This window comes from Bradyrhizobium sp. AUGA SZCCT0105, assembly GCF_018129565.1.
In the GTDB taxonomy this organism is placed as follows: domain Bacteria; phylum Pseudomonadota; class Alphaproteobacteria; order Rhizobiales; family Xanthobacteraceae; genus Bradyrhizobium.
Genome location: NZ_JAFCMK010000008.1, coordinates 117345 through 142761, shown reverse-complemented (window position 1 = coordinate 142761; position 25417 = coordinate 117345). Strand labels below are relative to the sequence as shown.

General features: G+C 65.5%; 23 protein-coding genes. 12 read left to right on the top strand and 11 right to left on the bottom strand.

Features of this window, described 5'->3' with window-relative positions:
* Positions 1-119 precede the first annotated feature (119 nt).
* Together JQ573_RS31740 and JQ573_RS31735 are read right to left on the bottom strand one after the other, a co-directional pair.
* Positions 120-497, bottom strand: coding sequence for a response regulator (locus tag JQ573_RS31740; protein ID WP_097674090.1), 378 nt, complete (start codon positions 495-497; stop codon positions 120-122).
* 38 nt (positions 498-535) lie between these two features.
* Entirely contained in the window at positions 536-1399 is an 864-nt protein-coding gene (locus JQ573_RS31735) for an MJ0042-type zinc finger domain-containing protein (RefSeq protein ID WP_212318248.1), read from the bottom strand.
* A 276-nt stretch (positions 1400-1675) separates the two neighbouring features.
* Between JQ573_RS31735 and ftsE the strand changes: the two genes are divergently transcribed.
* The 4 genes from ftsE (at position 1676) to JQ573_RS31715 (ending at position 5025) form a co-directional block, all read left to right on the top strand.
* Positions 1676-2335, top strand: a complete 660-nt coding sequence (ftsE, locus tag JQ573_RS31730) for a cell division ATP-binding protein FtsE (protein WP_021079468.1) — start codon at positions 1676-1678, stop codon at positions 2333-2335.
* Positions 2328-3299: an ABC transporter permease gene (locus JQ573_RS31725; protein ID WP_212318246.1), complete on the top strand. Its 972-nt coding sequence runs from the start codon at positions 2328-2330 to the stop codon at positions 3297-3299. Before ftsE ends, JQ573_RS31725 begins: the two co-directional genes overlap by 8 nt.
* A gap of 159 nt (positions 3300-3458) precedes the next feature.
* Positions 3459-4175 (top strand): YdcF family protein, encoded by a 717-nt coding sequence (locus JQ573_RS31720; RefSeq protein ID WP_212318244.1) that lies wholly within the window; start codon positions 3459-3461, stop codon positions 4173-4175.
* 88 nt (positions 4176-4263) lie between these two features.
* On the top strand, positions 4264-5025 hold the full coding sequence (locus JQ573_RS31715) for a 1-acyl-sn-glycerol-3-phosphate acyltransferase (RefSeq protein WP_212318242.1): 762 nt from the start codon (positions 4264-4266) through the stop codon (positions 5023-5025).
* A gap of 46 nt (positions 5026-5071) precedes the next feature.
* Here JQ573_RS31715 and JQ573_RS31710 read toward each other — a convergent pair whose 3' ends face one another.
* From JQ573_RS31710 to JQ573_RS31700, 3 genes are all read right to left on the bottom strand, one after another.
* Positions 5072-6457: a sensor histidine kinase gene (locus JQ573_RS31710; RefSeq protein WP_249132577.1), complete on the bottom strand. Its 1386-nt coding sequence runs from the start codon at positions 6455-6457 to the stop codon at positions 5072-5074.
* Positions 6458-6459: 2 nt separating this feature from the next.
* Positions 6460-7122 (bottom strand): response regulator transcription factor, encoded by a 663-nt coding sequence (locus JQ573_RS31705; RefSeq protein WP_212318238.1) that lies wholly within the window; start codon positions 7120-7122, stop codon positions 6460-6462.
* 137 nt (positions 7123-7259) lie between these two features.
* A complete protein-coding gene (locus JQ573_RS31700; protein WP_212318236.1) occupies positions 7260-7628 on the bottom strand; it encodes a hypothetical protein in 369 nt (122 codons plus the stop codon).
* A gap of 266 nt (positions 7629-7894) precedes the next feature.
* Between JQ573_RS31700 and JQ573_RS31695 the strand changes: the two genes are divergently transcribed.
* From JQ573_RS31695 to JQ573_RS31675, 5 genes are all read left to right on the top strand, one after another.
* On the top strand, positions 7895-8344 hold the full coding sequence (locus JQ573_RS31695; RefSeq protein WP_212318234.1) for a hypothetical protein: 450 nt from the start codon (positions 7895-7897) through the stop codon (positions 8342-8344).
* 125 nt (positions 8345-8469) lie between these two features.
* A complete protein-coding gene (locus JQ573_RS31690; RefSeq protein WP_312011690.1) occupies positions 8470-9576 on the top strand; it encodes a metallophosphoesterase in 1107 nt (368 codons plus the stop codon).
* 2 nt (positions 9577-9578) lie between these two features.
* A complete protein-coding gene (locus JQ573_RS31685; RefSeq protein WP_212318415.1) occupies positions 9579-10034 on the top strand; it encodes a DMT family transporter in 456 nt (151 codons plus the stop codon).
* A 12-nt stretch (positions 10035-10046) separates the two neighbouring features.
* A complete protein-coding gene (locus JQ573_RS31680; protein WP_409334708.1) occupies positions 10047-11315 on the top strand; it encodes an MFS transporter in 1269 nt (422 codons plus the stop codon).
* Positions 11315-12574, top strand: coding sequence for an arsenic transporter (locus JQ573_RS31675; RefSeq protein WP_212318232.1), 1260 nt, complete (start codon positions 11315-11317; stop codon positions 12572-12574). The genes JQ573_RS31680 and JQ573_RS31675 overlap by 1 nt, the downstream gene beginning before the upstream one ends.
* Before the next feature lie 72 nt (positions 12575-12646).
* Here JQ573_RS31675 and JQ573_RS31670 read toward each other — a convergent pair whose 3' ends face one another.
* Both JQ573_RS31670 and JQ573_RS31665 read right to left on the bottom strand, forming a co-directional pair.
* Positions 12647-14128 (bottom strand): aldehyde dehydrogenase, encoded by a 1482-nt coding sequence (locus JQ573_RS31670; protein ID WP_212318230.1) that lies wholly within the window; start codon positions 14126-14128, stop codon positions 12647-12649.
* A 109-nt stretch (positions 14129-14237) separates the two neighbouring features.
* The gene (locus tag JQ573_RS31665) at positions 14238-14705 is read right to left on the bottom strand and encodes a peroxiredoxin (protein WP_212318228.1); all 468 of its coding nucleotides are present in this window, start codon (positions 14703-14705) and stop codon (positions 14238-14240) included.
* 400 nt (positions 14706-15105) lie between these two features.
* Here JQ573_RS31665 and JQ573_RS31660 point away from each other — a divergent pair, with 400 nt between their 5' ends.
* On the top strand, positions 15106-15510 hold the full coding sequence (locus JQ573_RS31660) for a carboxymuconolactone decarboxylase family protein (RefSeq protein ID WP_212318226.1): 405 nt from the start codon (positions 15106-15108) through the stop codon (positions 15508-15510).
* Positions 15511-15657: 147 nt separating this feature from the next.
* On the opposite strand, the gene JQ573_RS31655 is transcribed toward JQ573_RS31660, so the two are convergent.
* The 3 genes from JQ573_RS31655 to JQ573_RS31645 form a co-directional block, all read right to left on the bottom strand.
* On the bottom strand, positions 15658-18951 hold the full coding sequence (locus tag JQ573_RS31655; protein ID WP_212318224.1) for an efflux RND transporter permease subunit: 3294 nt from the start codon (positions 18949-18951) through the stop codon (positions 15658-15660).
* A gap of 171 nt (positions 18952-19122) precedes the next feature.
* A complete protein-coding gene (locus tag JQ573_RS31650) occupies positions 19123-20934 on the bottom strand; it encodes a caspase family protein (protein ID WP_212318222.1) in 1812 nt (603 codons plus the stop codon).
* A gap of 117 nt (positions 20935-21051) precedes the next feature.
* Positions 21052-21660 (bottom strand): gamma-glutamylcyclotransferase, encoded by a 609-nt coding sequence (locus tag JQ573_RS31645; protein ID WP_212318220.1) that lies wholly within the window; start codon positions 21658-21660, stop codon positions 21052-21054.
* Between the two features lie 176 nt (positions 21661-21836).
* Between JQ573_RS31645 and JQ573_RS31640 the strand changes: the two genes are divergently transcribed.
* Positions 21837-23024 (top strand): DUF2125 domain-containing protein, encoded by a 1188-nt coding sequence (locus JQ573_RS31640; protein WP_212318218.1) that lies wholly within the window; start codon positions 21837-21839, stop codon positions 23022-23024.
* A gap of 108 nt (positions 23025-23132) precedes the next feature.
* On the opposite strand, the gene JQ573_RS31635 is transcribed toward JQ573_RS31640, so the two are convergent.
* Positions 23133-23450: an antibiotic biosynthesis monooxygenase gene (locus JQ573_RS31635; protein WP_212318216.1), complete on the bottom strand. Its 318-nt coding sequence runs from the start codon at positions 23448-23450 to the stop codon at positions 23133-23135.
* A gap of 318 nt (positions 23451-23768) precedes the next feature.
* Here JQ573_RS31635 and JQ573_RS31630 point away from each other — a divergent pair, with 318 nt between their 5' ends.
* Positions 23769-25337: a hypothetical protein gene (locus tag JQ573_RS31630; RefSeq protein ID WP_249132576.1), complete on the top strand. Its 1569-nt coding sequence runs from the start codon at positions 23769-23771 to the stop codon at positions 25335-25337.
* Positions 25338-25417 lie beyond the last annotated feature (80 nt).

Below are 25417 nucleotides of genomic sequence, written 5' to 3'. Positions count from 1 at the left end.
GAGAGGCCGCGGCGTACTGGATGCCCCGCTGGAGCCTGTCATCGGGCGCGCGTTCGCGCGACCCGGTGGCGAGGCATGACACGGAATGTGAGGCGAGTTGCTCCGCCCCGCAATGACGCCTAGCTCGCCTTCCTTGCCGCCAGCGCATCCGCCACCGCAGTGCGGATATCGGCCACCGAGAATGGTTTCGTCACCACGTCGTGCACGATCGCCTCGAGGCCGGAGGCGCGCTCGCGCTGGTGAGCGAAGCCGGTCATCAGCAGGATCTTCAATGCGGGAAAGTCGCGGGCCGCGGTCAGCGCCAGCGCGATGCCGTCCATCACAGGCATCTGGATGTCGGTGAGCAGGAGGTCGAACGCGCCTTCGTCGCGCGTCAGCATCTCCAGCGCCTCGGCGCCGTCCTGCGCGGTCACGGTCTCGTGGCCGTCCATGGCGATGGCGCGCGCCACCAGGGAGCGCATCGAGTCTTCGTCGTCGGCGATCAGAACACGCGTCATGGTGATTGGTCGGTTTCCGAAAGTGCTGGCCGCTAGCCTCAGGCGCGGCCGCCGGTGAGATCATGCTTGTTGAAGAAGCGTACGTCGATATTGCGGCCTTCGGGCGGCGGCGAGGCGAGGCGCGACTTGAAGAAGGCGCGTTCGCCGGGATTGAGCACCGGCTGCTCCAGCACCGCGTTCCAGGCATAGATTTCGGCGCCCTGCGCGTCGCGGACCGAGAAGCGCAGCCGCGGCAGTTCGACCGGCTTCCTGGTCTGGCCGACGATCATGCCCTCGATCACCAGCACCGGCTTGCCGTCCACGGTCTCGTTGGTGATCTTGAGGTCCTTGAAGGCGAGGCCGCGCAAATTCACGTCGAGCCCGACCATCTTGTAGAACAGCGCCGTCTGCGGCAGCAGCCGCACCACGTCGTTGCGCCAGACGAACAGCGCAATGATCAGCGCGCCCATCGCGGCGCAGGTGGTCGGCAGGGCGCCGATCACGGGCATGAAGGGAATCCGGGGCAGCGAGGGCAGCCGGAACAGGCGGGGCAGCCGCGGCAGGCGGAAGCGGCGCTTTCCGGCGGCGTCCTGGGTACCGGCATGGGCGGCGGCATCCGCCTCGGCCACCGCCGGCCATTCCGTGGCGGCGTCCCCGTCGGCGGGCAAATCGGCCGAAATCGAGGGGCTGTCGACCATCGGGGTCGTGTCAGCCTCCTCGCGGCCCATCGCGTCCCATTCGGCGGCGAGATTGGAGCCCGCGGCCTCGTAGGCCAAACTGGGTGCGGTCGCCCCGATCGCGTCCTCCGGCCGGGCCAGCCAGACCTCGCGGCAGCGGGAACAACGGACCGTGCGTCCGGCCTCGCCGAGGGTGGCCGGATTGATGGCGTAAGATGTTGTACAATGCGGGCAAACGATATGCATATGGAGCCGAATCTCCACCGTGTGGTATGCCCGGATGCTACCGAGCGACCGTTAACGAATCGGAAACCATAATCGACGCACAAGCTTTCTGTGCGGTTCGCGGCCGCTCGGCGGGTGTTCGGGCCGCGAAAGCGTTTTCGAGCGAAGTGGGTACCGGTTCGCGTGAAGAAAACGCGTCCAAACAAGAATCCAGAGCCTCGTTCCGATTTCATCGGAACGGAAAAGGCTCTGGAGCTGGGTATTGGGCCACAGGCCCTCTCGAACGGAGCTAGCGCATTGGTTCGGTTCGAAAATGTCGGTCTGCGTTACGGGCTCGGCCCGGAGATTTTGCGCGACCTCTCCTTCATGATCCCGGCGCACTCGTTCCAGTTCCTCACCGGGCCGTCCGGCGCCGGCAAGACCTCGCTGCTGCGGCTGCTGTTCCTGTCGCTGCGGCCGACCCGCGGGCTGGTCAATTTGTTCGGCAAGGACGTCTCCCTGCTGAGCAAGGACCAGGTCGCCGACCTGCGCAAGCGGATCGGCATCGTGCTGCAGGATTTCCGCCTGCTCGACCATATGACGACCTACGAGAACGTCGCGCTGCCGTTCCGGGTGATGGGCCGCGAGGAATCGACCTATCGCCGCGAGGTGATCGACCTCCTGAAGTGGGTCGGCCTCGGCGAGCGCATGGATGCCTTGCCGCCGATCCTGTCGGGCGGCGAGAAGCAGCGCGCGGCGATCGCGCGCGCGGTGATCTCGCGGCCGCAATTGCTGTTGGCGGACGAGCCGACCGGCAGCGTCGACCCGACGCTCGGGCGCCGTCTGTTGCGGCTGTTCATCGAGCTCAACAAATCCGGCACCGCGGTTATCATCGCGACCCACGACATCACATTGATGGATCAATACGAGGCGCGGCGGCTGGTGCTGCATCAGGGACGGCTGCACATCTATGAGTAGGAGCGGCGACGAGAAAGTGTCGTTGGTCGATCTCGGGCGCGAGCGCCCGCAGGTCCCGGCCACCGCGCGCAACATGTCGCCGATCGTGCCGCGCGCCTCGATCTCGGGCCGCGCGCTGGTCGCGGTGGTCGCGATCATGACCTTCCTCGCCTCGCTGACGACCGGCACCGTGCTGCTGGTCAGCGCGTCGGCGGCCGAATGGCAGTCCGAAGTGTCGAGCGAGATCACCATCCAGGTGCGCCCCGCGCCGGGCCGCGATCTCGATCGCGATGCGCAGGCCGCCGTGGAGGCGATGCGGGCGCAGTCCGGCATTCTCGAGGTCCGTCCGTTCAGCAAGGAGGAATCCGCCAAGCTGCTGGAGCCCTGGCTCGGCAGCGGGCTTTCGATCGACGAGCTGCCGGTGCCGCGCGTGATCGTGGCGCGGGTGCAGCCCGGCACCACGCTCGATCTCGCCGCGTTGCGCGCGCGGGTGACGCAGGTGGCGCCGACCGCGAGCGTCGACGATCATCGCGCCTGGATCGAGCGCATGCGCTCGATGACCGGCGCCACGGTGTTTGCCGGCGTCGGCATCCTGATTCTCGTGATCATCGCCACCATCATCTCGGTGTCGTTCGCGACCCGCGGCGCGATGGCGTCCAACCGTCCGATCGTCGAGGTGCTGCATTTCGTCGGCGCCGGCGACAGCTTCATCGCCAACCGCTTCCTGCGGCATTTCCTCCGGCTCGGTCTCGAGGGCGGGCTGATCGGCGGCGGCGCGGCGATGCTGGCGTTCGGCTTCTCCGAGTCGATCGCCAACTGGTTCTCCGGCACGCCGGTGGGCGACCAGTTCGCGGCTCTGCTCGGCACGTTCTCGCTGCGTCCGTCGGGTTACCTCGTCCTGGCGTTGCAGGCGGTGCTGATCGCGGCGATCACCGCGTGGGCGTCGCGGCGCACCCTGTTTGCCACGCTCGACGACATCGACTGACGGCCCGCAGCGTCGCAATCATGGGGCCGGTTTCGTGATCGCGTTTCGCCGCCAGAGTGTGATTTCGCGCGGATCCGCGCCGCTCTGGCCGGGCAAAACCGGTTTCCACTTTTCCGGATCATGCTCTAAAATCCCCGGGGGGAAGGATATCAGCATCACATGAGCTTGCAGCCCGACGATACGTCGCCGAAAGGCCATGCCGCGCAGGCGCGCGGCTGGCTTCGCGTCGTCATCGTCGTGCCGCTGGCGCTTGCCTTCGTTGCCGCCGCGGTCGGTTTCATCGGCTTCCTGTCGCAATTGCGCGGTGTCGAGACCGATCCGCCGCACAATGCCGACGGCATCGTGGTGCTGACCGGCGGCTCGTCGCGGGTGTCCGACGCCATGGAGCTGTTGGCGGCGGGCTACGGCAAGCGCCTGCTGATTTCCGGCGTGCATCCGACCAACGACGCCAATGACATTTCGCGCTCGGTTCCGGACAGCCAGGGGCTGATGCGGTGCTGCGTCGATCTCGACCGCTCGGCGGTGAACACCCGCAGCAATGCGGCGGAGACGCGGCGCTGGGCGCACGAGCGCGGCTTCAAGTCGCTGATCGTGGTGACGTCGAACTACCACATGCCGCGCGCGATCGTGGAACTGTCACATGCGATGCCCGATATCACGCTGATCCCGTTCGCGGTGGTCGGCGACAAATGGCGCGACGAGCCGTGGTGGACGAGTGGCGGAACGTTCCGCCTCTTGCTATCGGAATACGCCAAATATGTCGCCGCGGAGATGCGGGTGCGGCTGGCCGATATCGGCCTCGACCTGACCTCCGATCTCGCCGAGCCGGCAGCCGTGCCACGCCGCCCGGCGACGGCGCAGGCGAATAGGGACTAGGCATGATCCGGAAAAGTGCGGAGCGGTTTTCCTTCGCGACAAGCGCGGAACGCGTTTGCGCGGAGATCATGCTCAAACAAGGACTGAAATGATTTTCCTGCGCTCGCTGATCTTCAACGTGCTGTTCTACCTGGTGCTGGTGCTGCTCTGCATCGTCGCGCTGCCGGCGCTGCTGCTGCCGCGCGGCGCGATGATGGCGATCGAGGCCGCATGGGCCAACATCAGCCTGTTCCTGATGCGCGTGATCTGCAACATCCGGATCGAGTTCCGCGGCGTCGAGAAGATTCCAAAAGGCCCGCTGATCGTCGCCTCCAAGCACCAGTCGTTCTGGGAGACGTTCGCGCTGGTGCGCTTCTTCGAGTATCCGCTGTTCATCCTCAAGCGCGAGCTGATGATGATCCCGGTGTTCGGCTGGTACCTCAAGAAGGTCGGCATGATCTCCGTCGAGCGCGGCGGCGGCCCGCGCTCGCTGATCAAGACGCTGAAGCGTGCGGCGGCCGAGGTGAAGCTCGGCCGGCAGCTCGTGATCTTTCCGGAAGGCACCCGCACCGCGCCCGGCGCCGCGCCGAACTACAAGGCCGGCGTCGCGCAGATCTATGCCGAGAGCGGCGTGCCGTGCCTGCCGATCGCGCTCAATTCCGGGCTGTTCTGGCCGCGCCGCACCTTCATGCGCTATCCCGGCACGCTGGTGGTCGAATTCCTCGATCCATTGCCGCCGGGCCTGCCGCGCGAGGAGTTCATGACCCGCCTGCGCGAGGCGATCGAAACCGCCACCACCCGCATCGTCGACGCCGGCCGCGCCGAGCAGGCGAAATTGTTCGGCGGCGTGCCGGGTTCGGCGAAGGGGTAGGGCGCGCGCTGCGACGCTCCGCGCCGGCGGGCATATCCGAGGTTGGTCAATCGATGCCGGCGGAAGGCAGGCGTATCGCGACCTGGAGCCCGCCGAGCGAGGACCGGTCCAGAGCGAGGGAGCCGGCATAAAGCTCGGCGAGCTCTCGCGTGATCGACAGCCCGAAGCCGAATCCGGGAGAGCTCTCGTCGAGCCGTCGGCCGGCCTGTGTCGCCGCCGACATCTGCTCCGGCGAAAGTCCCGGTCCGTCGTCCTCCACGACGATGACCGCGCTCCTGCCGTCCTCGCTCGATCTGACCAGAACCTTGCTTCGGCACCAGGAGAACGCATTCTCCAGAACGTTTCCGAGCATCTCGTCGATGTCCTGCTGCTCGCACGCCACCGACAGCCCGGGCGGAATGGTGTTGACGAAGGTTGTCGACTTATCGGCGTTCACCTTGCCGAGGACCAGGGCAAGATCGGCGACGCGTGATGCGACCGCCGTTCTGGTGCGGACCGGACCGCCGAGTGCGGCCGACCGGGCGCGCCCCAGATGATGGCGGATGCGGCGGTCCATCAGCACGACGAGATCGTGAAGATCATCGGACCCCGGCGTCTGCTTCTGCAGCGCAATGGCCAGCGTAGCGAGAGGCGTCTTCAGGCCGTGCGCCAGATTGGAGACGTGCTTGCGCGCCCGATCGAGGTTTGCGGCATTTTGGACCAGCAGCGCATTGAGTTCGGTCGCCAGCGGCTGTACCTCGCTCGGCTGAGCATCCGGCACACGTTCGCGAAGCCCTGATCGTACGTCGGCGACCGCGCGACGAAGTCGCTCGAGCGGTCGCAGTCCGAGGCGAACCTGGATCAGCATGGCGCCGATCAACGCGATGCCGAGCACCGCAAGCGACAGCGCCAATGTGCGCATCGCTTCCCACAATGGTCCGAGCACCGCATCCCTGGGCGCGGACGCGACGATCGTAGCCGGAACGCCGGATGCGGACACGTTCAGGATGCGGAAGTGGAGCCTGCGGTCGTCCGGACCCACGCCATCGGCCGGAGCCGGGCGGCTTCGTGAAGGCGGATCGTCGGCCCGACGAGGCGGGGGCGGAGGCGGCGGGGGCCTGTCACGGATGTCGGGAGGCGACAGGTCCGCGCCATCGAGTGACCGGGACCGCAGCACGTTTTTTGGTCCGGAGATCTTCCAGTACCAGCCGTGTCGGCGCCGATCGAAAGGCGGGCCGTCGGCGGATCCTGCCAGGCGCAGATTGTCGCTACCATCGACGTCGAGCATCGAAGACAGAAACTGGATCTGGGCATCGAGCCTCTGATCGATCTGCCCTTGCACGAAACGATGCAGAACGAACGAGATCAGGACCGCGGCCACGACGAGCGCGGCGGTGATGAATATGCCGGCCCCGATCATGAGGCGTCGGCCGAGCGACGTGCTCTGGCTCATCATCAAGATCCCGAGTTGAGCTTGTAGCCGCGGCCTCTTTCGGTCTCGATCAGCGTCTTCCCGACCTTGCGGCGCAGTCTGGCGACGATCACTTCGATCGAATTCGAGTCCGTCCCGATATCCCCTTCGTAGACCTTCTCCGTCAACAGGCCGCGCTCGACCACGGTATCCTTGCGCAGGACAAGGCACTCCAGAACGCGCCATTCCAGCGCAGTCAGCTTCAACGGAAGGCCGTTGAACTCGAACACCCCGGTCTGTGTTTCGAACGTCAGAGGGCCGCAGGAGATGCGCGGCGCGGCATGCCCGGAGGCACGACGGACCAGCGCACGAAGGCGCATGACCAATTCCTCGGTCCGAAACGGCTTCGTCAGATAGTCGTCGGCTCCTGCCTTGAAGCCCTCGACCTTTTCAGTCCAGCCGTCGCGCGCGGTCAGGATCAGCACCGGCAGATGCCGGTCGTGCTTTCGCCATCGACGCAGCACCTCAACCCCGGGCACCCTGGGCAATCCAAGATCGAGCACCGCGACGTCGTAGGATTCCGTCTCGCCGAGATGCTGTCCGTCCTCGCCGTTCGCCGCCACATCGACCGCGAAGTTTTCCTCACGCAAGGCGCGGGCAATCTCTTGCGCGAGCAGGCGATCATCTTCCACCAGAAGGATTTTCATGCCGCTTCCACCTCGGACGGGACCTATGCCCGGGAGCTTAACCCAACCTGAACGAAACGGTTCAGGCTGGATTGGGGGCGGTGTCCTAGGCTTCGGTCATCGCAATCGAAAGGGACCACCCGATGACCGAGAGCCATTCACATCCAGATGCCGCCCCATCGCCCCCGGCGCGCCGACAGCCGCGGCATCGAGCCCTGCTGGCAGGTGCAGCACTCGCCGTACTCGCCGTCGGTGCTGCCGGCGGCGCGGGTGGGGTGAGACTCGCCCAGAATTGGCAACCGCGCAGCGTCATGCTGCTGCAGCCGACCGCCATCAATGCGCTGCAGCCTGGAAGTCCATCCGCGGTGCGCGGCAGCGTCGCCGAGATTTTCGGCAACAAGTTCATCATCGACGACGGCAGCGGTCGGGCGCTGGTCGACCTCGGACCGCGCGGAGAACGTACCGGCTTGGTGACCAAAGGCGAGACCGTGACGGTCGAGGGCATATTCGAGCGCGGGATCGTCCACGCCCAGATCGTTTCGCATGCCGACGGCAGGGCGGAAGCCTTCGGTCCCCCGCCGCATCCGCCTCGAGGGGCGCCACCTCCGCCGCCGCGGGCGGACGCGCCGCCGCCACCGCCTCCTGGAGCGCCGCCGCCGCGCGCGGATGCACCACCGCCACCGCCGCCTGGGGCTCCTCCGCCCCCGCGGGCCGATGTACCGCCCCCGCCGCCACCTCCGGGGCCCAAAGCGCTGTGAACGAATGACGAATGAATGAAAATCAGGAGACCAGAATGTCCGAAGACCAGATCAAATTATCCGGGAAGATCGTGCACGTGTTCGCACACCGCTTCGTGGTTCAAACTGCGAATGGTGCAGTACTTGCCGATCTCACGCCGCACGGAGCGGACCTCGTCAAGCTCCGGATCGGAGCTGACGTCGAGCTGGAAGGCGAACAGAAGCCCTCCGAGCTCAAGGTGACGCGTTTCGCCTGCGGCCGTGAGAACGTGATGATCCAGCACAAGAGGAAGCCCGATCACGGCCATCACGAACCCGCGGACTCCGCTACGGCGATCGAGGCCGCGCGCGCGGCCGGGTTCGAGCCGGTCGGCGCGCCGCGTCGCAAGCCCAAGCACTTCGAAATCGAGGGCCGGCGAAACGGTGAGACCTACGAACTGCACGTTGAATTGGGCGGCCGGATTCGGAAGGCCAAGCTGGTCGGCAACGGACACGAGGCTGCCTGAGGCTTGGGGCTTCGCCCCGGCAGCGACCCGACGTCAGAAATGGCGGCCGGAGCCGGAACTCAACCGGCTCTGGCTCCATTGAGGAGCCGGCGAGCGGACGGATCAATCACACATTGGGAGATGTTGTGTCCAATTCACGCGAAGAGATTCCGTTGCGGTTCGTGCAGATGGGCGACCTGCATCTGACCGAGCAGCGATTGCAAAACCATCAGGACTTCATCCGCATCGTGCGCGAACTCAACCGGAGCGTCGCTGGTGACGTCGATTTCGTTTATCTGCCTGGCGACAATGCCGACGACGGCACCGACGATCAGTTCGGCCTGGTGCGCGGTGGACTCGACGAACTCCGTCTTCCATGGCGCGCGATTCCGGGCGATCACGACTTCAAGCCGCGATCGCTTGACAGCTTCTATCGCGGACTTGGTGTCCCGCAACTGCCTTTTGCCGAGGAGATTCGAGGGCACCTATGTCTGTTCCTGGACGTCGTCTCGCAGGGCGCCGGCGGTCCGGATTTCAGGTTGGGCGCCGAACAGTTCGACTGGCTGAAGGATCGGCTTGCCGAAGCGCAGCGCGATGGGAAAGCCTGTGTCGTCTTCATGCACGCCTATCCGGCCGATCTCGGTGAAGAAGCCGAGCGACTGTCACAGCTGCTCGACCTGAGCTGTGCCCGTCTCGTCGCCATGGGCCACACGCATTATAACGAGATCGCTCATGACGGACGCACCATCTATGCCGCGACGCGATCGACGGGACAGATCGAAGAGGGGCCCGTCGGCTTCAGCTTCGCCGCGCTCGACGGCGATGTCGTGAGCTGGCGCTTCAAGCCGCTCGATTCGCCCTGGCCCTTCGTCATGATCACGTCGCCCGCGGACCGGCGGCTCGATCTCCGTGAGGCCGAGGCCGCACCGACGCGTCTCATCCGTGCCTGCGCCTGGGGTGCTGCAACTGTTACGTCCGGCGCGTTTCGCGTCGACGACGGTCCGTGGAGTCCGATGTCTCCTGGCGATCGCGGCATCTTCACGGCACCGATCCTTGCCGGCCGTGGAATGTTCCGCCTCGAAGTGCGCGTGACAGACGAGAACGGCGCAACGGACAGCGACGTCATCGAATGCGACGCGAGCGGCGTTGGTCGCAGCTCCACGGGAAGTGATGCCGGCTCGATCGGCGCATGGCCGGAACGCCATCTCTTCGCAACGCAACTGGGGCCGAACCGTAACGGGCGGAAGTGGTGACGATGCAGAATCTCGGTGCCGTCTGGCTTTATCCGATCATCCTCGTCGCGGGCGCGCTGCAGGCCTGGGGTCCACCCATGAACAACGCCTTGCGCAACTCGATGGAGAACCCGTGGCTGTCGAGCATCGTCTCGTTCCTGCCGGTGGTCGCGTTCCTGTCTGTCATCTGGATGTGTCAGCCGCATCCGTTCCCGACCCGCGAAAGCATCGCGGCGATGCCCTGGTGGGCGCCCCTCGGCGGCCTCATCGGTGCGTTCGCCGTCGTGGCCGGTCTGCTCTTCGTCGGACAGGTCGGTGCAGGAACGTTCGGCGGCCTCACCATCACCGCGAACATCCTGATGTCTCTGCTCGTCGACAAATACGGCTGGTTCGGCATGACGGTTCACGCGCTCACGCCAGGCCGCGCGGCCGGCGCGGTTCTGATGATGGCCGGCATCTTCCTCATTTCGCGTTTCTGAGGAGCAGCGCCGGTGACCACACACAACGCAAAACGAGATGGCGCGCTGCGTCCGCTGCTCGCGCTGAACTTCTTCATGGCAGACATGCAGGCCGGCATCGGCCCGTTCCTGGGCGTGTTTCTGCTCGCGCATGGCTGGCAGAGCGGCTGGATCGGAACGGTGATGACGGCGGGCGGCATCGCCGGGATGCTGATGACGACGCCGGCAGGGGCCCTGATCGACGCCACGCGCAGCAAGAAGCTGTTCGTCATCATCCCCGGCATCTGCACCGTCATTGCGTCCGGCATCGTGCTGCTGTCGCAGGAGTTCTGGCTGGTGGCCGCCTCCCAGGTCGCGACCGCGATCGCGGGCGCCGCGATCGGCCCGGCCGTCGCCGGTATCACGCTGGGCATCGTCCGCCAGGCCGGCTTCAATCGGCAGAACGGCCGCAACCAGGCCTTCAACCACGCCGGCAACATGGTGGGCGCCGGGCTGTCCGGATTCGCCGGCTGGATGTACGGCTTCACGGCGGTGTTCTGGCTCGCCGCGGTCTTCGGCGTCCTCTCCATCACTTCCGTGCTGCTGATCCCGAGCGCGTCCATCGACGACGACGCAGCGCGCGGGCTCGAACACGAGGCCGGTGACAACAGGCCCGCCAGCGGGCTCCAGGTGCTGTTCGAGTCGAAGCCACTGCTGGTCCTCGCCGCAGCGCTGCTGTTCTTCCACCTCGGCAATGCCGCGATGCTTCCGCTCTACGGATTGGCCGTCGTTGCCGACAAGCAGGCCGACCCCGCGAGCTTTGTCGCCATGACCATCGTCATCGCCCAGGGCACCATGATCCTGACCTCGCTGGCTGCGATGCGGATGGCCGAAAAGGAAGGCTACTGGCTGGTCTTGCTGGTGTCGTTCATGGCTTTGCCGATCCGGGGTATCATCGCGGCCTGGCTCTTGAACAGATGGGGTGTCTATCCGGTGCAGATTCTCGATGGGGTTGGGGCGGGCCTTCAAAGCGTCGCGGTGCCGGGCCTCGTCGCGCGGATCCTGGACGGCACCGGGCGGATCAACGCCGGTCAGGGCGCGGTCATGACGGTGCAGGGAATCGGCGCCTCGCTCAGTCCGGCGATCGGCGGCTGGATCGCGCAGGAGTTCGGCTACGGGCCGATGTTTCTCATCCTCGGCGGCTTCGCCGCGGTCTCGGTCGCGCTGTGGAGTGTCTTCGCTCCGTTGCTGAAACCCGCCTGTGCGACGAAGCCCGGGCGGGCATCAGGCGCGACGGCCTCACACGTCGCAGGTGTCGCCTGATGTTCGCCAACAATGCCGCGACCTGGGGCATCGCGGGTCTTGCGACCCTGGGCGTCATCGCCCGTCCGTGGAATCTGCCGGAATACATCTGGGCGGTGACCGGCGCCGTCTTGCTGATCGCCTTCGATCTGCTGCCATGGCGGGATGCCGTCGCAGCCGCAGGGAAAGGCACGGACGTCTATTTTTTTCTGATCGGCATGATGCTGCTGGCCGAGGTCGCACGGAAGGAGGGCCTGTTCGACTGGCTTGCCGAACAGGCCGTCAGGCAAGCGCACAATTCGGCGTCCCGGCTGTTCTCGATCGTCTACGCGGTCGGTACGCTGGTCACGATCTTCCTGTCGAACGACGCCACTGCGGTCGTGCTGACGCCCGCGGTCTATGCCGCGACCCGTACCGCGAAGGTCGAGCCGTTGCCGTATCTGTTCGTTTGCGCGTTCATCGCCAATGCTGCCAGCTTTGTGCTGCCGATCTCGAACCCGGCCAACCTCGTCCTGTTCGGCGCGCGGATGCCGACGCTGCCGGAGTGGCTGCACTACTTCCTGCTGCCGTCGATCGTGGCGATCGCAGTGACCTTCATCATGCTCCGGATCAGCTTGCGCAAGAGCCTGCTGGGCGACGTCGATGAGCGCGACGGAGAGCCGGCCATTCTGACGAGGAGCGCTGCGATCGTGGCGGCCGGCATCGGCGCGACAGCCGTGGTGCTGCTCGCCGCATCGGCTCTCGGTCTTGATCTCGGAATCCCGACCTTCGCCTGCGGTGCCGTAGTAACCGCGATCGTTCTCCTGCTCGGCCGCAAATCGCCGCTTTCTGTCGCCCGCGATATCTCCTGGTCGGTGCTGCCTCTCGTCGCCGGGTTGTTCATTCTGGTCGAAGGGCTCAACCGGACCGGCGTCCTGCCGGCGCTCGCCGAAGAGCTCAAGCGAACCGCCGCGCTGTCGCCGCACACAGCCGCATGGGGGGCCGGCATCATCACGGCGATCGCCTCGAACCTCATCAACAACCTGCCGATGGGGCTGATCGCGGCGACGACGACGCAAGCCGCACAGGTGTCGCATCACGTCACAGGCGCCGTCCTGATCGGCGTCGATCTCGGACCCAATCTGTCGGTCACGGGCTCGCTTGCGACCATCCTGTGGTTGATCGCGCTGCGCCGCGAAGGCGAACACGTCAGCGCGCTGCAGTTCTTCCGGCTGGGAATCCTTGTAACGCCTCCGGCCCTGATCTTGGCGTTACTGGCGCTTTCGCTGGTTGCGCCGTGACGTGGGCAGTCTTGTGAGTCTGCGGGCTTGATGCGCCTCTCCCACCGGGGAGAGGTGCATACCGGACCTTCTTCACCGCATCACGAACGGATTCGCCGGCACGTCCGTCGCGGTCGAGATCCAGACGCTCTTGGTCTCCTGATATTCGCGCACCGCGTCGATGCCGCTCTCGCGACCGACGCCGGAGAACTTCATGCCGCCGAACGGCATCATGTAGCTGATGGCCCGGTAGGTGTTGACCCACACGGTGCCGGCGCGGAGCTGCTTCGGCACGCGGATGGCGCGCGCCAGATCCTTGGTCCAGATGCCGGCGGCAAGGCCGTAGATCGTGTCGTTGGCGATGCGGATGGCGTCTTCCTCGGTGTCGAAGGAGATGATCGACAGCACCGGGCCGAACACCTCCTCGCGCGCGATCCGCATGGTGTTGTCGACGTCGGTGAAGATGGTCGGTTCGACGAACTGGCCGCCCTTGATGCCGTCGCCGGAGGCCGGCTTGCCGCCGAGCAGGCAGCGCGCGCCTTCGGCCTTCGCGATATCGATGTAGTCGAGCACCTTCTTGTACTGCGCCGGCGTCGTGATCGGGCCGACATTGGTGTCGGCTTGCATGGGATCGCCGATCTTGGCGGACTTCGCCAGCTCCAGCACGCGCGCGACGAACGTCTCCTTGATCGAGCTCTGCACCAGCAGGCGCGATCCGGCGATGCAGGTCTGGCCGGTGGCGGCGAAGATGCCGGAGATCGCGCCGGCCGCAGCCGCCGTCAGGTCGGCATCCTCGAATACGATGTTGGGGGACTTGCCGCCAAGCTCGAGCGAGACCCGCTTCAGGCTCTTGGCCGCGGTCTCATAGACCTTTGCGCCGGTGGCGTCCGATCCCGTGAAGGTGATTTTTGCGACGCCGGGGTGCGAGATCAATGCGGAGCCTGCCTCGGGCCCGAAGCCGGTCACCACGTTGAAGATACCGTCGGGAATTCCGGCCTCCTTGGTCAGCGCCGCGAACTCCAGCGTGCTGGCCGAGGTGAATTCCGAGGGCTTCACGACCACGGCGCAACCGGCGGCGAGCGCGGCGGCGCATTTCCAGGCGACGAACAGCAGCGGCGAATTCCAGGCGGTCAGCGCCGCGACGACGCCGACCGGCTCATGCGTCGTGTAGGCGAAGGTATCCGCCTTGTCGATCGGTACCAGGCCGCCCTCGAGCTTGTCGACGAGGCCGCCGAAATACCACCACCATTCCGGATGGTAGCGCAGCTGGCCCAGCATCTCGGCCATCAGCTTGCCGTTGTCGCGCACCTCGATCTCGGCGAGACGCTCCGCGTTGGCCGCGACGAGGTCGCCGAGCTTGCGCATCACCTTGCCGCGCGCGGACGCCGTCATCTTCGCCCACGGGCCGCGCCACATCGCCTCATTGGCGGCTTTCACTGCCTTGTCGGCATCGGCCGCCGAGCCGCGCGGAATTTTGGCCCAGGCCTCGCCGCGATAGGGATCGATGCTGTCGAACCATTCGCCATTGGCGGGGTCGACATACTGGCCGTCGATGTAGAGCTGATAGGTCTTCATGAGATCCTCCCGCAAGGCGATGGGTCTGGTTGGCGAAACGCTATCACGCATTCCGCGACGCCGTCATAACGCAGCCGCGGGAATGGGTTGCAGGCCGTGTGGGCCGGCATTAGCCGTGCGGCGCGGCCAGCTCGGCTGCGATGATGGCGCCGAGTGCCATGTCGCTCTGCTGCCCAAAGCCGTGATGCACGATGTTGCCGTCGCGGCCGATCAGGATGCTGGTCGGGGTTCCCTGCATGCCGTAGCGCTGCATGGTGACAGGGATCGGCGTGCCTTCCCCCACCTCGTCGACGCCGATCGGGAAGGTCAGCCGGTACTCGTGGATGAAGGCTTCCAACGTGACCTCCGTCATCGCCGCGTGGTGCTCGAACACGGTGTGCAGCCCGATCACCTGCAGATCCGAGTGCTTGAACAGCTCGAACGCGCGCTGCGTCTGCGGCGTGCCGTGCGAGACGCAGCCGGGACACAGCATCTGGAACGCGTGCAGCAGAACCGGGCGGCCGCGCAGCGCGGCCAGGGTCAGGGGTTCGCTGCTGTTGAACCAGCGGGACGCGGCGATTTCCGGTGCTGCAGTCACGGCCTGGTTCCTTGCGCCTGCTATCTGGCGGCAGGTTGGCAAGGCGGGACAAGGTCTGTCAACGACCCCCAAAGCATGATCCGGCAAGTGTAAAGCCGTCGTCCCTCGTGACAAACGCGGAACGCGTTTGCGCGGAGGATCCGCTCGGACAAGAGGCTAACGCGCGAGGACGCTTCAATCTGATCTCATGTGACCCGCAAGAGATGTCGGCGACTCCCAATTGCTGCTGCGCAAAATAGACCATCGAGCATATTTCGCCGGTCGCATTTCCCTGCTGTAATCAGGGTAGCTGCAAGCCACTGGTGTTTCGAGCCACAGCGAGGCGATGCAGCGACTTTCATTGCAGGAGACCATGGTTGCACGCCGATTTTTTGTCGGCGTCTCTTAAGGGAGATCAGTCATGAGAACCTTACTGGCGAATGCTGGTTTGGCGCTGTTGTTGGCCTTGGCAACGGGACCAGGCGTCAGCGCTCAAGAGGCCCCTGACTATTTCAAACAAACATTTCCTGACCAGGTACTGAAGCCGCATTGGGACGAACAGCTGGCGGTGATGAATCCCAACGGAGCTTTGGACGCGAAGACCAAGCAGCTCATCGCCCTCAGCGTGGCAGCACAAATTCCCTGTGTCTATTGCGTTTACGGACACACCAAATTGGCAAAGGCCGCTGGTGCGACCGATGCGCAAATAAAGGAGGCCGTCGCGACCGCCGCGCTGGTCCGTTTCAACAGCACGATGCTGCAAGGCGCGGGCTATGACCTGCAGAAATTCCAACAGGAAGTTGATAGACTGTCCGCACCGAAATAGCCTTGGTGCCAGTTTTGCTGCATCTGCTCACGACCGCTATTGGCCCTTGGCGGACATTCGCTCAGGCATCGCCGACGCTTGCTGTGCAAGGCTAACGCGGATCTCGCTGCTCTGCGCGCGCTTCGGATTTGTGAGCGCGCGCTCTGGTCAGGACGCGCGTGCCGTGGCCCGCCGTGCCCGTCGGGCGGCGCGGCGGCGCTGGACCCACAGCCTGGCGCGGTCGAGATAGAGATAGACCACGGGCGTGGTGTAGAGCGTCAGGATCTGGCTCAGGATCAGTCCGCCGAAGATCGCGATACCGAGCGGCTGGCGCAGCTCGCTGCCTTCGCCAAGGCCGATCATCAGCGGCACCGCGCCGAACAGCGCGGCGAGCGTCGTCATCATGATCGGGCGGAAGCGCATCAGGCAGGCCTCGTAGATCGCATCGCGCGACGACAGCCCGCGCTGGCGCTCGGCGTCGAGTGCAAAGTCGATCATCATGATCGCGTTCTTCTTGACGATGCCGACCAGGAGGATCACCCCGATCATGCCGATGATGTCGAAATCGGTGTGCGACAGCATCAGCGCCGCCACCGCGCCGACGCCGGCCGAGGGCAAAGTGGAGAGGATGGTCAGCGGGTGGACGTAGCTCTCGTAGAGCATGCCGAGCGAGATGTAGATCGTCGCGAGTGCTGCGAGAATCAGAAACAGCTCGTTCGCCAGCGCCTGCTGGAAGATCTTTGCGGAGCCCGCGAACCCGCCGGAAATGCCCGCCGGCATGCCGAGCGTGTGCATCGCGTTCTCGATCGTGGTGGTCGCGGTGCTGAGCGAGACGCCCGGCGGCAAATTGAACGAGATGGTGCTGGCGACCAGCAAATCCTGGTGGTTGACCGCAAGCGGCGTCTCGCCGTGCTCGAAGCGGGCGACGCTCGACAGCGGGATCATCGTCTCCGCGCTGGTCGAGACCGCGGTTCCGGTCGAGGCGACGCCCTTGCCCGTGGCGCCGATCGAGTTGGTCGCCTGATTGCGCACCACATTGGCGGCGACCGAGCTGATCGAGCTCTTCTGCGACGACGAGGCCACCGTGCCGGCCACCGCATTGGTGCTCTGCGTGCCGGTCGCCGATCCGCCCGAGGTCGAGATATAGACCTCCTTCAGGGTCTGCGGGTCCTGCGAGAAGCGCGGCGCGACCTCCATGATCACGTGATACTGGTTGCGCGCGACGAAGATGGTCGAGACCTGGCGCTGCCCGAATGCGTCATAGAGCGTGTTGTCGAGCTGGCTGACCGTGATCCCGAGCCGCGAGGCGGCGTCGCGGTCGATGACCAGATTGGCTTGCAGCGCCTTGTTCTGCTGGTCGGTGTTGACGTCGGCGAGCGTCGGCTCCTTCTGCAGTGCGGCGACGAGCTTGGGCGTCCACTCGTTCAGCTCCTCGAAGGTCGAGCCCTTCAGGGTGTATTGATACGCCGCGTTGCCCGAGCGGCCGCCGGCGCCGAGATCGCCGATCGATTGCAGGAACAGGGTGGCGCCCGCCACCTTTGCCAAGGGATCGCGCAGCCGCTCGATCACCTTGTCGGCGCGCAGCTTGCGTTCGTTCATCGGCTTCAGCGAGGCGAACACGGTGCCGGTGTTGGTGCCGCCCGGACCCACGCCGCCGCCGCCGGTGAAGCCGACGGCGGTATCGACCGCCGGATCTGACTTCACGATGTCGATGAACTGGGTCAGCTTCTGCTGCATCAGCTGGAACGAGGTGCTCTGGTCGGCCTGGATCGAGCCGATCAGCAGCCCGGTATCCTGTTGCGGAACGAAGCCCTTGGGCACCACCGTGTAGAGATGGACGTTCAGATAGAGCGTGCAGCCCAGGATCAGCATCACCAGCAGCGGATGCCGCAGCGCGAGGCCGAGTGTCGCGCGGTAGCCGCTCAGCATCAGCTCGAAGGCGCGCTCGTTGATCCGGTAGATCCAGCCATGCGGCTGGCCTTCCTCCTTGCGCAGCAGCACCGCGCACATCATCGGCGTCGTCGTCAGCGAGACCACCAGCGAGATCACGATCGCGATGGTGATGGTCATGGCGAATTCGCGGAACAGGCGGCCGACCAGGCCGCCCATCAGCAGGATCGGCACGAACACCGCGATCAGCGACACGCTCATCGACAGCACGGTGAAGCCGACCTCGCGGGTGCCGACCAGCGTCGCCTCCAGCCGCGACATCCCGGCATCCAAGTGACGGGCGATGTTCTCCAGCACCACGATGGCGTCGTCGACCACGAAGCCGGTCGCCACCGTCAGCGCCATCAGCGAGAAGATGTCGAGCGTGTAGCCCAGCAAATACATCACGGCAAAGGTGGCGATCAGCGACACGCCGACCGCCACGACAGGCACCAGTGTCGCCCGCGCATTGCGCAGGAAGGCGAACACGACCAGGATCACCAGCGCGACGGCGATCAGGAGCGTGATCTCGACATCGTGCAGCGAGGCCCGGATCGTCTTCGAGCGGTCCATCGCCAGCGTGATGTCGATCGCGGGCGAAACCGAGGCCCTGAGCTGCGGCATCAGCCCTTTTACGCTGTCGACCATCTTGATGATGTTGGCGCCCGATTGCCGGTACACGATCATCACGACGGCCGGCTTGCCATTGGACAGGCCGAGCGTGCGCACATTCTCCACGGAATCGATGACGTCGCCGACATCGGTCAGGCGCACCGCCGCGCCGTTGCGGTAGGCGACGACGAGCGGCTTGTAGTCGGCGGCTTTCCGCGCCTGGTCGTTGGCGTAGATCTGGTAGCGCTGGTCGCCGACGTCGATGCCGCCCTTCGGGCTGTGCGCGTTGGCGCTCGACAGCGCCGCGCGGACATCCTCGAGCCCGATGCCGTATTTGTAGAGCGCCGGCGGGATCAGCTCGACGCGCACCGCGGGCAGCGAGCCGCCGCCGACCGAGACTTCGCCGACGCCCTCGACCTGCGACAGCTTCTGGGCCAGCACGGTCGAGGCGGCGTCATAGAGCTCGGCCGGGGTCAGCGTGTCCGAGGTCAGGGTGTAGATCAGGATCGGCGCCGAGGCCGGGTTGAACTTGCGGTAGGTGGGGTTGGCGCGGAGGTTGGTCGGCAGGTCGGCGCGCGCGGCGTTGATCGCCGCCTGCACGTCGCGCGCGGCGCCGTTGATGTCACGGTCGATGTCGAATTGCAGCGTGACGCGGGCCGAGCCGAGCGAAGACGTCGACGTCATCTCGGTGACGCTCGCGATCTGGCCGAGATGACGCTCGAGCGGGCTCGCCACGGTGGAAGCGACGTCGGCCGGGCTGGCGCCAGGCAAGGTCGCCTGCACCATGATGGTCGGGATGTCGACGTCGGGCAGCGGCGACACCGGCAGCTTGAAAAACGCAATGATGCCCGCCACCACCAGTCCAAGAGACAGCAGCGTGGTGCCGACCGGCCGGCGGATAAAGGGGGCGGAGAGGTTCATTGCATCAGTGTCGATGTTCGCGGATGAGCTTCTATCCGTCCGTGCCGCGATGCAAAAGCCTAAATGTCACAGGCCGCCGCCATACAGCCGCCGCGATTTGTCTAGCCGCAACAAAGCGCCAGACGGCGGCCATATTCCCGATCGCATCGTTCTCGGCCGCGCGGACACGGATTACTTCGCCGCATTCTGGCTCGCGCTGACAAAGTAGAAATCCTCAGCTCCCGGCACCGAACCGTAGCTGAAGGGCTGCTGGCGCCGATCCGTCGCCGCCATGACGTCGTCGCGCACGAGGTCGAACAGCTTGCGGATCTCGATCCGCGGGGTCTGCATGCGCCTGATCAGGGCGGTCACGAACGGGCTGTGACCGCCGTCGCCGTCGAGCGCGACCTGGCCGTGCTTGGCGGCGTAGACGACCAGCGTGCCGCTGTCGGGTTCGACCTGGGCCAATCCCCTGCCGATCGAGCGTGATGCGACGGTGCGCTTGATCTGGTTGGCAAACGGATTGTCGCGGCAGGCATCGAGAATGACGAGGTGCAGCTTGCGGGCGCCTTCGGTGGCGCCCATCACCTGGGTCAGGGCGACGGCCTCGAACGACACGTCGCGGTCGGTGGCGAGTTTGGCGTCGACCGGCACCAGATAGTTCTCGCCCGCCATCTCCATGCCGTGGCCGGCATAGTAGATCACCGCCCAGTCGGCGCCGTCCGCCGCGCTGGCGAATGATTTGAGGGCCTCGACCAGGCTGTCCCGCGTCGCGTCGGTGACGAGGCGGACATCCTGAAAGCCCACCGCGCGCAACGTGTCGGCGATCGCCGCGGCGTCCTGGCCGGGGTTCGGCAGCACCGGGACGGAGCGGTATTTCGAGTTGCCGACGACCAGGGCGATGCGCCGTTCGGTCGTTGTTGCCTTCGGGCCCGCGCCGATCGGCGCGAGCGGAACGGCCGCGGCGAGCGCGGGGGCGGGCTTGACCGTGTCAGGTTTGGTCGCGACGTGATCGGCGACGACGCTCTTCTCCGTAGTGGCGACCTGATCCAGCCGTTGCAGGCCTTCCCTGGCGATGCGCTGGCCCTGCGTGCGGTCGAGCTGATCGAGGCCGATGACGTCGAGCGCGTGGCGGAAGTCGGTGCGCGCAGCGTCGATATCGCCCTTCTTCTCGTCGGCGAGACCGCGGCGTGCGTAATTCAGCGCGCCCTGTGCATTGAGTTGCGTGGCGTGGTCGTAGTCGCGCATCGCCTGGTCGAGCTCGCCCTTGCTGGCGAGCGTCAAGCCGCGCAGCGAGTAGAATTCGGCTTGCCCATCCTGGATGCCGATCGCGCGTTCGATATCGCGTGCGGCATGGTCGAGATCGCCGGCGCTGATCTCGACCACGGCCCGGCAATAATAGGGGCCGGCTGCGCGCGGCGCGAGCTTGATCGCATCCTGGCAATGCAGCGCCGCGAGCCGATCTTTGCCGCTGAAATCATAGACCAGCGCGCGATTGACATAGGCGTACCACGAGTTGGGATCGAGCTCGATGGACTTGCCGTAATCGGCCAGCGCGCGATCATAGTCCCCGGTGGCGACGAACAGCTCGGCGCGATTGTTGAACCAGCCGGCGCTGAACGGACCGGCAGGCTTGAGCCGGATGGCCTGATCGAAGTCGCTCAGCGCGCGGTCATAGTCTTGGTTTTGCAGATAGACCTTGGCCCGCTGGCCGTAGGAGGGCGCAAACGACGGATTGATCGCGATCGACTGATCGTAGTCCGATTTGGCTTTCGCCAGATCGCCCTTGTTATGCCAGGCGAGCGCCCGGTTGTAATAGGTGATCGCGAGGTCGCGTCCCCTGGGATTGGCCGCGATCAGGCGGGTGCAGGCGGGGATCGCGAGCTCCGGGTGCGGCTCCTTGGCGTCGCATGCCGCGCCATCCTCTCTCAGCCCGGCATAAGACGGGGTGTTCAGCAGCAACAGCAGGCCGAGTGCGGCGAGCTTCAGCAATGAGGGGCGCATTCCAGTCGTTCCATTCCAGCGATCGGAAATTGAAACCACAATATTGTTCGCGCCGTGGCAAAATTCCGCGAACCGGTTCCTCAATGCACGCGATCGACGCCAATGGCGCTGCCGCACTCAGGCCTGGTCGAGCCCGTCCGCCGCACGTGCATCGCGATGCAGCGTCGTGCCCGCGTCATGCAGCATCACCGCCAGCTGGTGCAGCGGCTGATCGCGAAAGCCCTGCTTCTCGATCGCGGCGACCGTCGAGAGCACATAATCGCGGTTGTTGCCGGAGCGACCGTGGCCCTGCTGCACCAGGCGCAGTTGCTCGGAAAGCGACAGCCGCCCGGCATATTGCACATGGCCGCGATCGACCACATAGGCCAGCGCACTGACGCGGTCGCGCGCTGCATTCTCCAGCCACACCGAGCGCATCACCTCGCGGTAGACGTTGGTGGTCTGCTCGCGCGCCCGCAAATAGGCGACGGTGTCGTGGCGCAGGCGGGCGGCGACGCGGAATGCGATGCCGCGGCAGGCGCCGCCGCGGTCGAGGCCGAGCACCAGGCCCGGCTTCTCCGGCGTGCCGCGGTGGTCGAACGAATAGACGCAGAGCGCGCGATGCTCGCCGATCAGCCGTGCCGGCACCTGCTCCAGGAACTCGAAGCCCGGCTTCCACATCAGCGAGCCGTAGCCGAACACCCAGAGGTCGCCGTCGGTTTCGGAATTGGGAGGATTTGCTGACATCGCGCAGATGGGCTAGCAGAACACGCCGTCGAAGCGAAGCAGATTCCGTGATGTTTCCAAGGGTTACGTAAGGGTTACGCAAAGGTTGCGCGAGGATTGCACAACAGGTGCGTAAGGGTTGCCCGCGGCCTGCTGCCGCTTCGATTTTGACAAATTCGCCCGCCAAAGGACGCCGCATGTCCGATTTGAACTCAGCCCCCCGCCGTCGCTCGCGCTTCGGCCTCTATGCCGTCCCTGTCGTGGTCCTGATCGCCGCGGTGCTGTGGAGCGGCTTCTGGTTCTTCGCCGCCTCGCAGGTCGGCGTGCAGGCCGATGCCTGGCGCGCGCAGGAGGCGACGGCCGGCCGGGTCTATGATTGCGACAAGCGCTCGGTGGCGGGGTACCCGTTTCGATTCGAGGTCCGTTGCACCGATCCGAGCGTGATGCTGGTGTCGCAGACCGCCTCGCCGCAGATGGCGTTCGTGGCGCGGCTGGCCGAAATCCTGGTCGTGGCACAGGTCTACGATCCCAAGCTCGTGATCGCCGAGTTCAAGGGACCGGCCACGATCGCCGAGCGCAACGCGCAGCCGACGCTACAGGTCAACTGGAGCCTGGGACGCTCCAGCGTGGTCGGCCTGCCGGCAGTGCCGCAGCGCGCCTCGCTGGTGTTCGACAATCTCGCCATCGATCGCACCGGCGGTCCCGCGCCGACGCCGCTGATGCGCGTCAATCATATCGAGCTGCACGGCAGGCAGGTCGACGCCTCGGCCCCGGACAGCCCCGCGATCGAGACCGTGCTGCAGATCGCCGGCGGCACCCTGCAGGACGTGCATCCGCTGCTCACCCAGCCGTTCAACGCCGACATCCATGCGCGGCTGAACGGCCTGAAGGATTTTTCGCCGAAGCCATGGCCGGATCGTTTCCGCGAGATCCAGGCGGCCGGCGGCAGCGTCGAGATCCAGCAGTCGCGGATCGAGCAGGGCGACGTGCTGTCGGTCGCGGCCGGCACGCTCCGCCTCAACGCGCAAGGCCGCATCGAGGGCGAGCTGCAGATGACGGTCGCCGGCCTCGAGCGCGTCATTCCCGCGCTCGGCATCGACAAGATGCTGGAGGACGGCGTGCCGCAGGCGACGCTCGATCGCGTCGCGCCTGGTGTGAAGAGCCAGGACCTCAGCAATCTGTTCGGCGCGCTGGACCGCGCGATCCCCGGCCTCGGCAAGGTGATCAAGCAGAACGCCAATGCAGGCATCTCCGCCGGCATCAATTCGCTCGGCACCGAGGCCACGCTCGAAGGCAAGAAGGCGCGCAGCTTCCCGCTGCGCTTCGCCGATGGCGCGGTGTTTTTGGGACCGCTGAAAGTCGCGCAGATTCCGCCGCTGTTCTGAGCGGCGCAGCCCGAGAAGGGCGGGTTTGGCGAAGCCGTAACCCGCCGAGCAAGCCAACCAAACATGGCGGATTACGCTACGCTAATCCGCCCTACGCACTACGCACCGTTACGCATGCTCAAACGGGCCGACTTCGCGGATCACCTTGCAGATCTGCAGGAAGCCGCTGGCGTAAAATTCGGCATGTCCGCGCTGCATGGTTTCGACATGTTCCGGATGATGGCGCCAGGTCTCAAGCGCCTCTTCCGAGGCAAAGCGAAACAGGGTGAGCTCCTCGCCATCCGCCGCCTTGAACGATTTCACCGACAGGAATCCCGGAAGGCGGCTGACGATGTCGTACATGCGTTCGCCCAGCCGGCTGTATTCGTCGAGCGAGGCGTCATCCCGCAACTTCAGGTCACCGACCACAATGACTTCACCGATCATGTTGCTGTCCTTCGTCCTTCGAATGTCCATGGCAGCCTGAAGCAGGCGCCGAACGACAATTCGATCTCGCGACCGGTGTTGTTACATGTCCGCCGTCGCTCTCCGCAGGCTGAGAGGCGGATTGTGCTGCGCAAAATCCACCCTCCGCAGTGCATCGACACCTTAACCCCTCGCGCGCGATATCGTCCGTCGCGGCAAAACATTCCCGCGGCCGCGATGAGAAAAACGTGACCGGAATATTGCGGGCCGCCGCGAATATCAGTCCTCGAATACCGCTCTCTCTGGCCTGAGGAAACAACCTCGCGTGGGAGAGAAGCGATGCGAATTCTCGGGGGAATTCTGCTCGGCAGCATGCTGCTGTCGACTGGTTCTGCGTTTGCGGAAGACGATGCGTCCGAGCTGAAGGCGCTGAAGACGCGGCTCAAGCAGCTCGAACAGAAAATGGAAGTGCAGGCGCGCAAGGAGGAGGCGCTGGCGGCAAGACAGAGCGCAATGCAGAACACGCGGATGGCGGCCAAGGCGCCGGTGCCGTTCGATCCCTGCGCATCGGGCAAGCTCTGCTACAAGGGCGTCACCTTCACCTTCGGCGGCTGGGTCGATCTCACCGGCATCTATCGCACCCGCAATCTCGCTTCCGACACCGGCTCGGTCTACGCCTTCATTCCGTTCCCGCAGAGCAAGAACTTCAACACCGGCGAGTCGCGCTTCTCGGCGCGGCAGACCCGCTTCTCGGTGCTCGCGGAAGCCGAAATCTTCGCCAACACCCGCGTCGCCGGCTACGGCGAAATGGATTTCGAAGGCGCGGCGCAGACCGCGAACTCGGTCGCCACCAACTCGTTCAACCCGCGGCTGCGTCAGGCCAGCGTCGAGGTCAGCCGCACCGATCTCGGCCTGCACGTGCTTGCCGGTCAGAGCTGGTCGCTGAATGCGCCGAGCAAGTCCGGCATCGATCCGCGCGGGGTCGATGCGCCCGGCGTGATCGATTTCGAATCGGTGCCCGGCTTCCTTGCGGCGCGGCAGCCCGGCATTCGCGTCTGGCAGGACATCGGGCCCGAGTTCAAGCTCGCGGTCTCGGCGGAAAATCCGCAGACGTCGTTCTTCGGCGGCAACACCCCGCTGGTCGGCACGCCGGCGGTTGGGCCACAGGGCGTGCTCAACCCGAACCTCCTGGTCAACCTCACCGGGCCGGGCGGCAGCTTCTTCAACAACGCCAACAATGTCAGCCTCAATCACGTGCCTGATTTCACCGTGAAGGGTGCGTGGGATCCGCGGCTTGGGCCCTACAAGCTGCATGTCGAGGGCTGGGCGATGTATCGCGATTTCTACGATCGCTTCAACTTCGCAAATCACGACGTCAACACGGTGAGCTTCGGCGGGCATTTCTCGGCGGAGATCGTGCCGCAGCTCTTGGAGCTGCAGGGCTCGGCGTCGCACGGCGCGCTCGGCCGCTTCACGGCGACGCCGTTCCCGGATGCGACGGTGCGCCAGGACGGCTCGATCCAGCCGCTGCCGATCACGGCGTTCCTGCTCGGCACGGTCTGGCACACGACGCCGTCGCTCGATCTCTATGCCTATGCCGGCCTCGAGAAGACCAAGGCGACGTTCTCCAATGTCGGCACGGTGCCGTTCGGCTACGGCAATCCGCTCTACAACAATCTCGGATGCAACATCGAGAACTCGCCGGCGGCGACCTGCAACGGCAACACCTCGGAGGTCAGGCAATACACGGTCGGTTTCTACGACACGATCTTCAAGGGCGACTACGGGGCGATCAAGGCCGGCGTGCAGTATTCCTATAACCAGCGCTTCGCCTTCCAAGGTGTCGGCGGCGCGCCGAAGACCGACGACCACATCGTCATGACCCAGATCCGCTACTACCCGTTCTAGGACTCCGGTTACCTCGCCCCGCGTGCGGGGAGAGGCGCAGGCCGCCTTCGGCGGCCGTCCTTAAGAACGCCGAGGCAGAG

Bases quoted from the DNA above. Each gene is read 5' to 3' on its own strand.
- JQ573_RS31740 (WP_097674090.1), bottom strand. From the start codon at position 497: ATGACGCGTGTTCTGATCGCCGACGACGAAGACTCGATGCGCTCCCTG.
- JQ573_RS31715 (WP_212318242.1), top strand. From the start codon at position 4,264: ATGATTTTCCTGCGCTCGCTGATCTTCAACGTGCTGTTCTACCTGGTG.
- JQ573_RS31675 (WP_212318232.1), top strand. From the start codon at position 11,315: ATGTTCGCCAACAATGCCGCGACCTGGGGCATCGCGGGTCTTGCGACC.
- JQ573_RS31725 (WP_212318246.1), top strand. From the start codon at position 2,328: ATGAGTAGGAGCGGCGACGAGAAAGTGTCGTTGGTCGATCTCGGGCGC.
- JQ573_RS31640 (WP_212318218.1), top strand. From the start codon at position 21,837: ATGTCCGATTTGAACTCAGCCCCCCGCCGTCGCTCGCGCTTCGGCCTC.
- JQ573_RS31655 (WP_212318224.1), bottom strand. From the start codon at position 18,951: ATGAACCTCTCCGCCCCCTTTATCCGCCGGCCGGTCGGCACCACGCTG.
- JQ573_RS31685 (WP_212318415.1), top strand. From the start codon at position 9,579: ATGCAGAATCTCGGTGCCGTCTGGCTTTATCCGATCATCCTCGTCGCG.
- JQ573_RS31670 (WP_212318230.1), bottom strand. From the start codon at position 14,128: ATGAAGACCTATCAGCTCTACATCGACGGCCAGTATGTCGACCCCGCC.
- JQ573_RS31710 (WP_249132577.1), bottom strand. From the start codon at position 6,457: ATGAGCCAGAGCACGTCGCTCGGCCGACGCCTCATGATCGGGGCCGGC.
- JQ573_RS31705 (WP_212318238.1), bottom strand. From the start codon at position 7,122: ATGAAAATCCTTCTGGTGGAAGATGATCGCCTGCTCGCGCAAGAGATT.
- JQ573_RS31630 (WP_249132576.1), top strand. From the start codon at position 23,769: ATGCGAATTCTCGGGGGAATTCTGCTCGGCAGCATGCTGCTGTCGACT.
- JQ573_RS31720 (WP_212318244.1), top strand. From the start codon at position 3,459: ATGAGCTTGCAGCCCGACGATACGTCGCCGAAAGGCCATGCCGCGCAG.
- JQ573_RS31660 (WP_212318226.1), top strand. From the start codon at position 15,106: ATGAGAACCTTACTGGCGAATGCTGGTTTGGCGCTGTTGTTGGCCTTG.
- JQ573_RS31650 (WP_212318222.1), bottom strand. From the start codon at position 20,934: ATGCGCCCCTCATTGCTGAAGCTCGCCGCACTCGGCCTGCTGTTGCTG.
- JQ573_RS31645 (WP_212318220.1), bottom strand. From the start codon at position 21,660: ATGTCAGCAAATCCTCCCAATTCCGAAACCGACGGCGACCTCTGGGTG.
- JQ573_RS31695 (WP_212318234.1), top strand. From the start codon at position 7,895: ATGTCCGAAGACCAGATCAAATTATCCGGGAAGATCGTGCACGTGTTC.
- JQ573_RS31635 (WP_212318216.1), bottom strand. From the start codon at position 23,450: ATGATCGGTGAAGTCATTGTGGTCGGTGACCTGAAGTTGCGGGATGAC.
- JQ573_RS31735 (WP_212318248.1), bottom strand. From the start codon at position 1,399: ATGCATATCGTTTGCCCGCATTGTACAACATCTTACGCCATCAATCCG.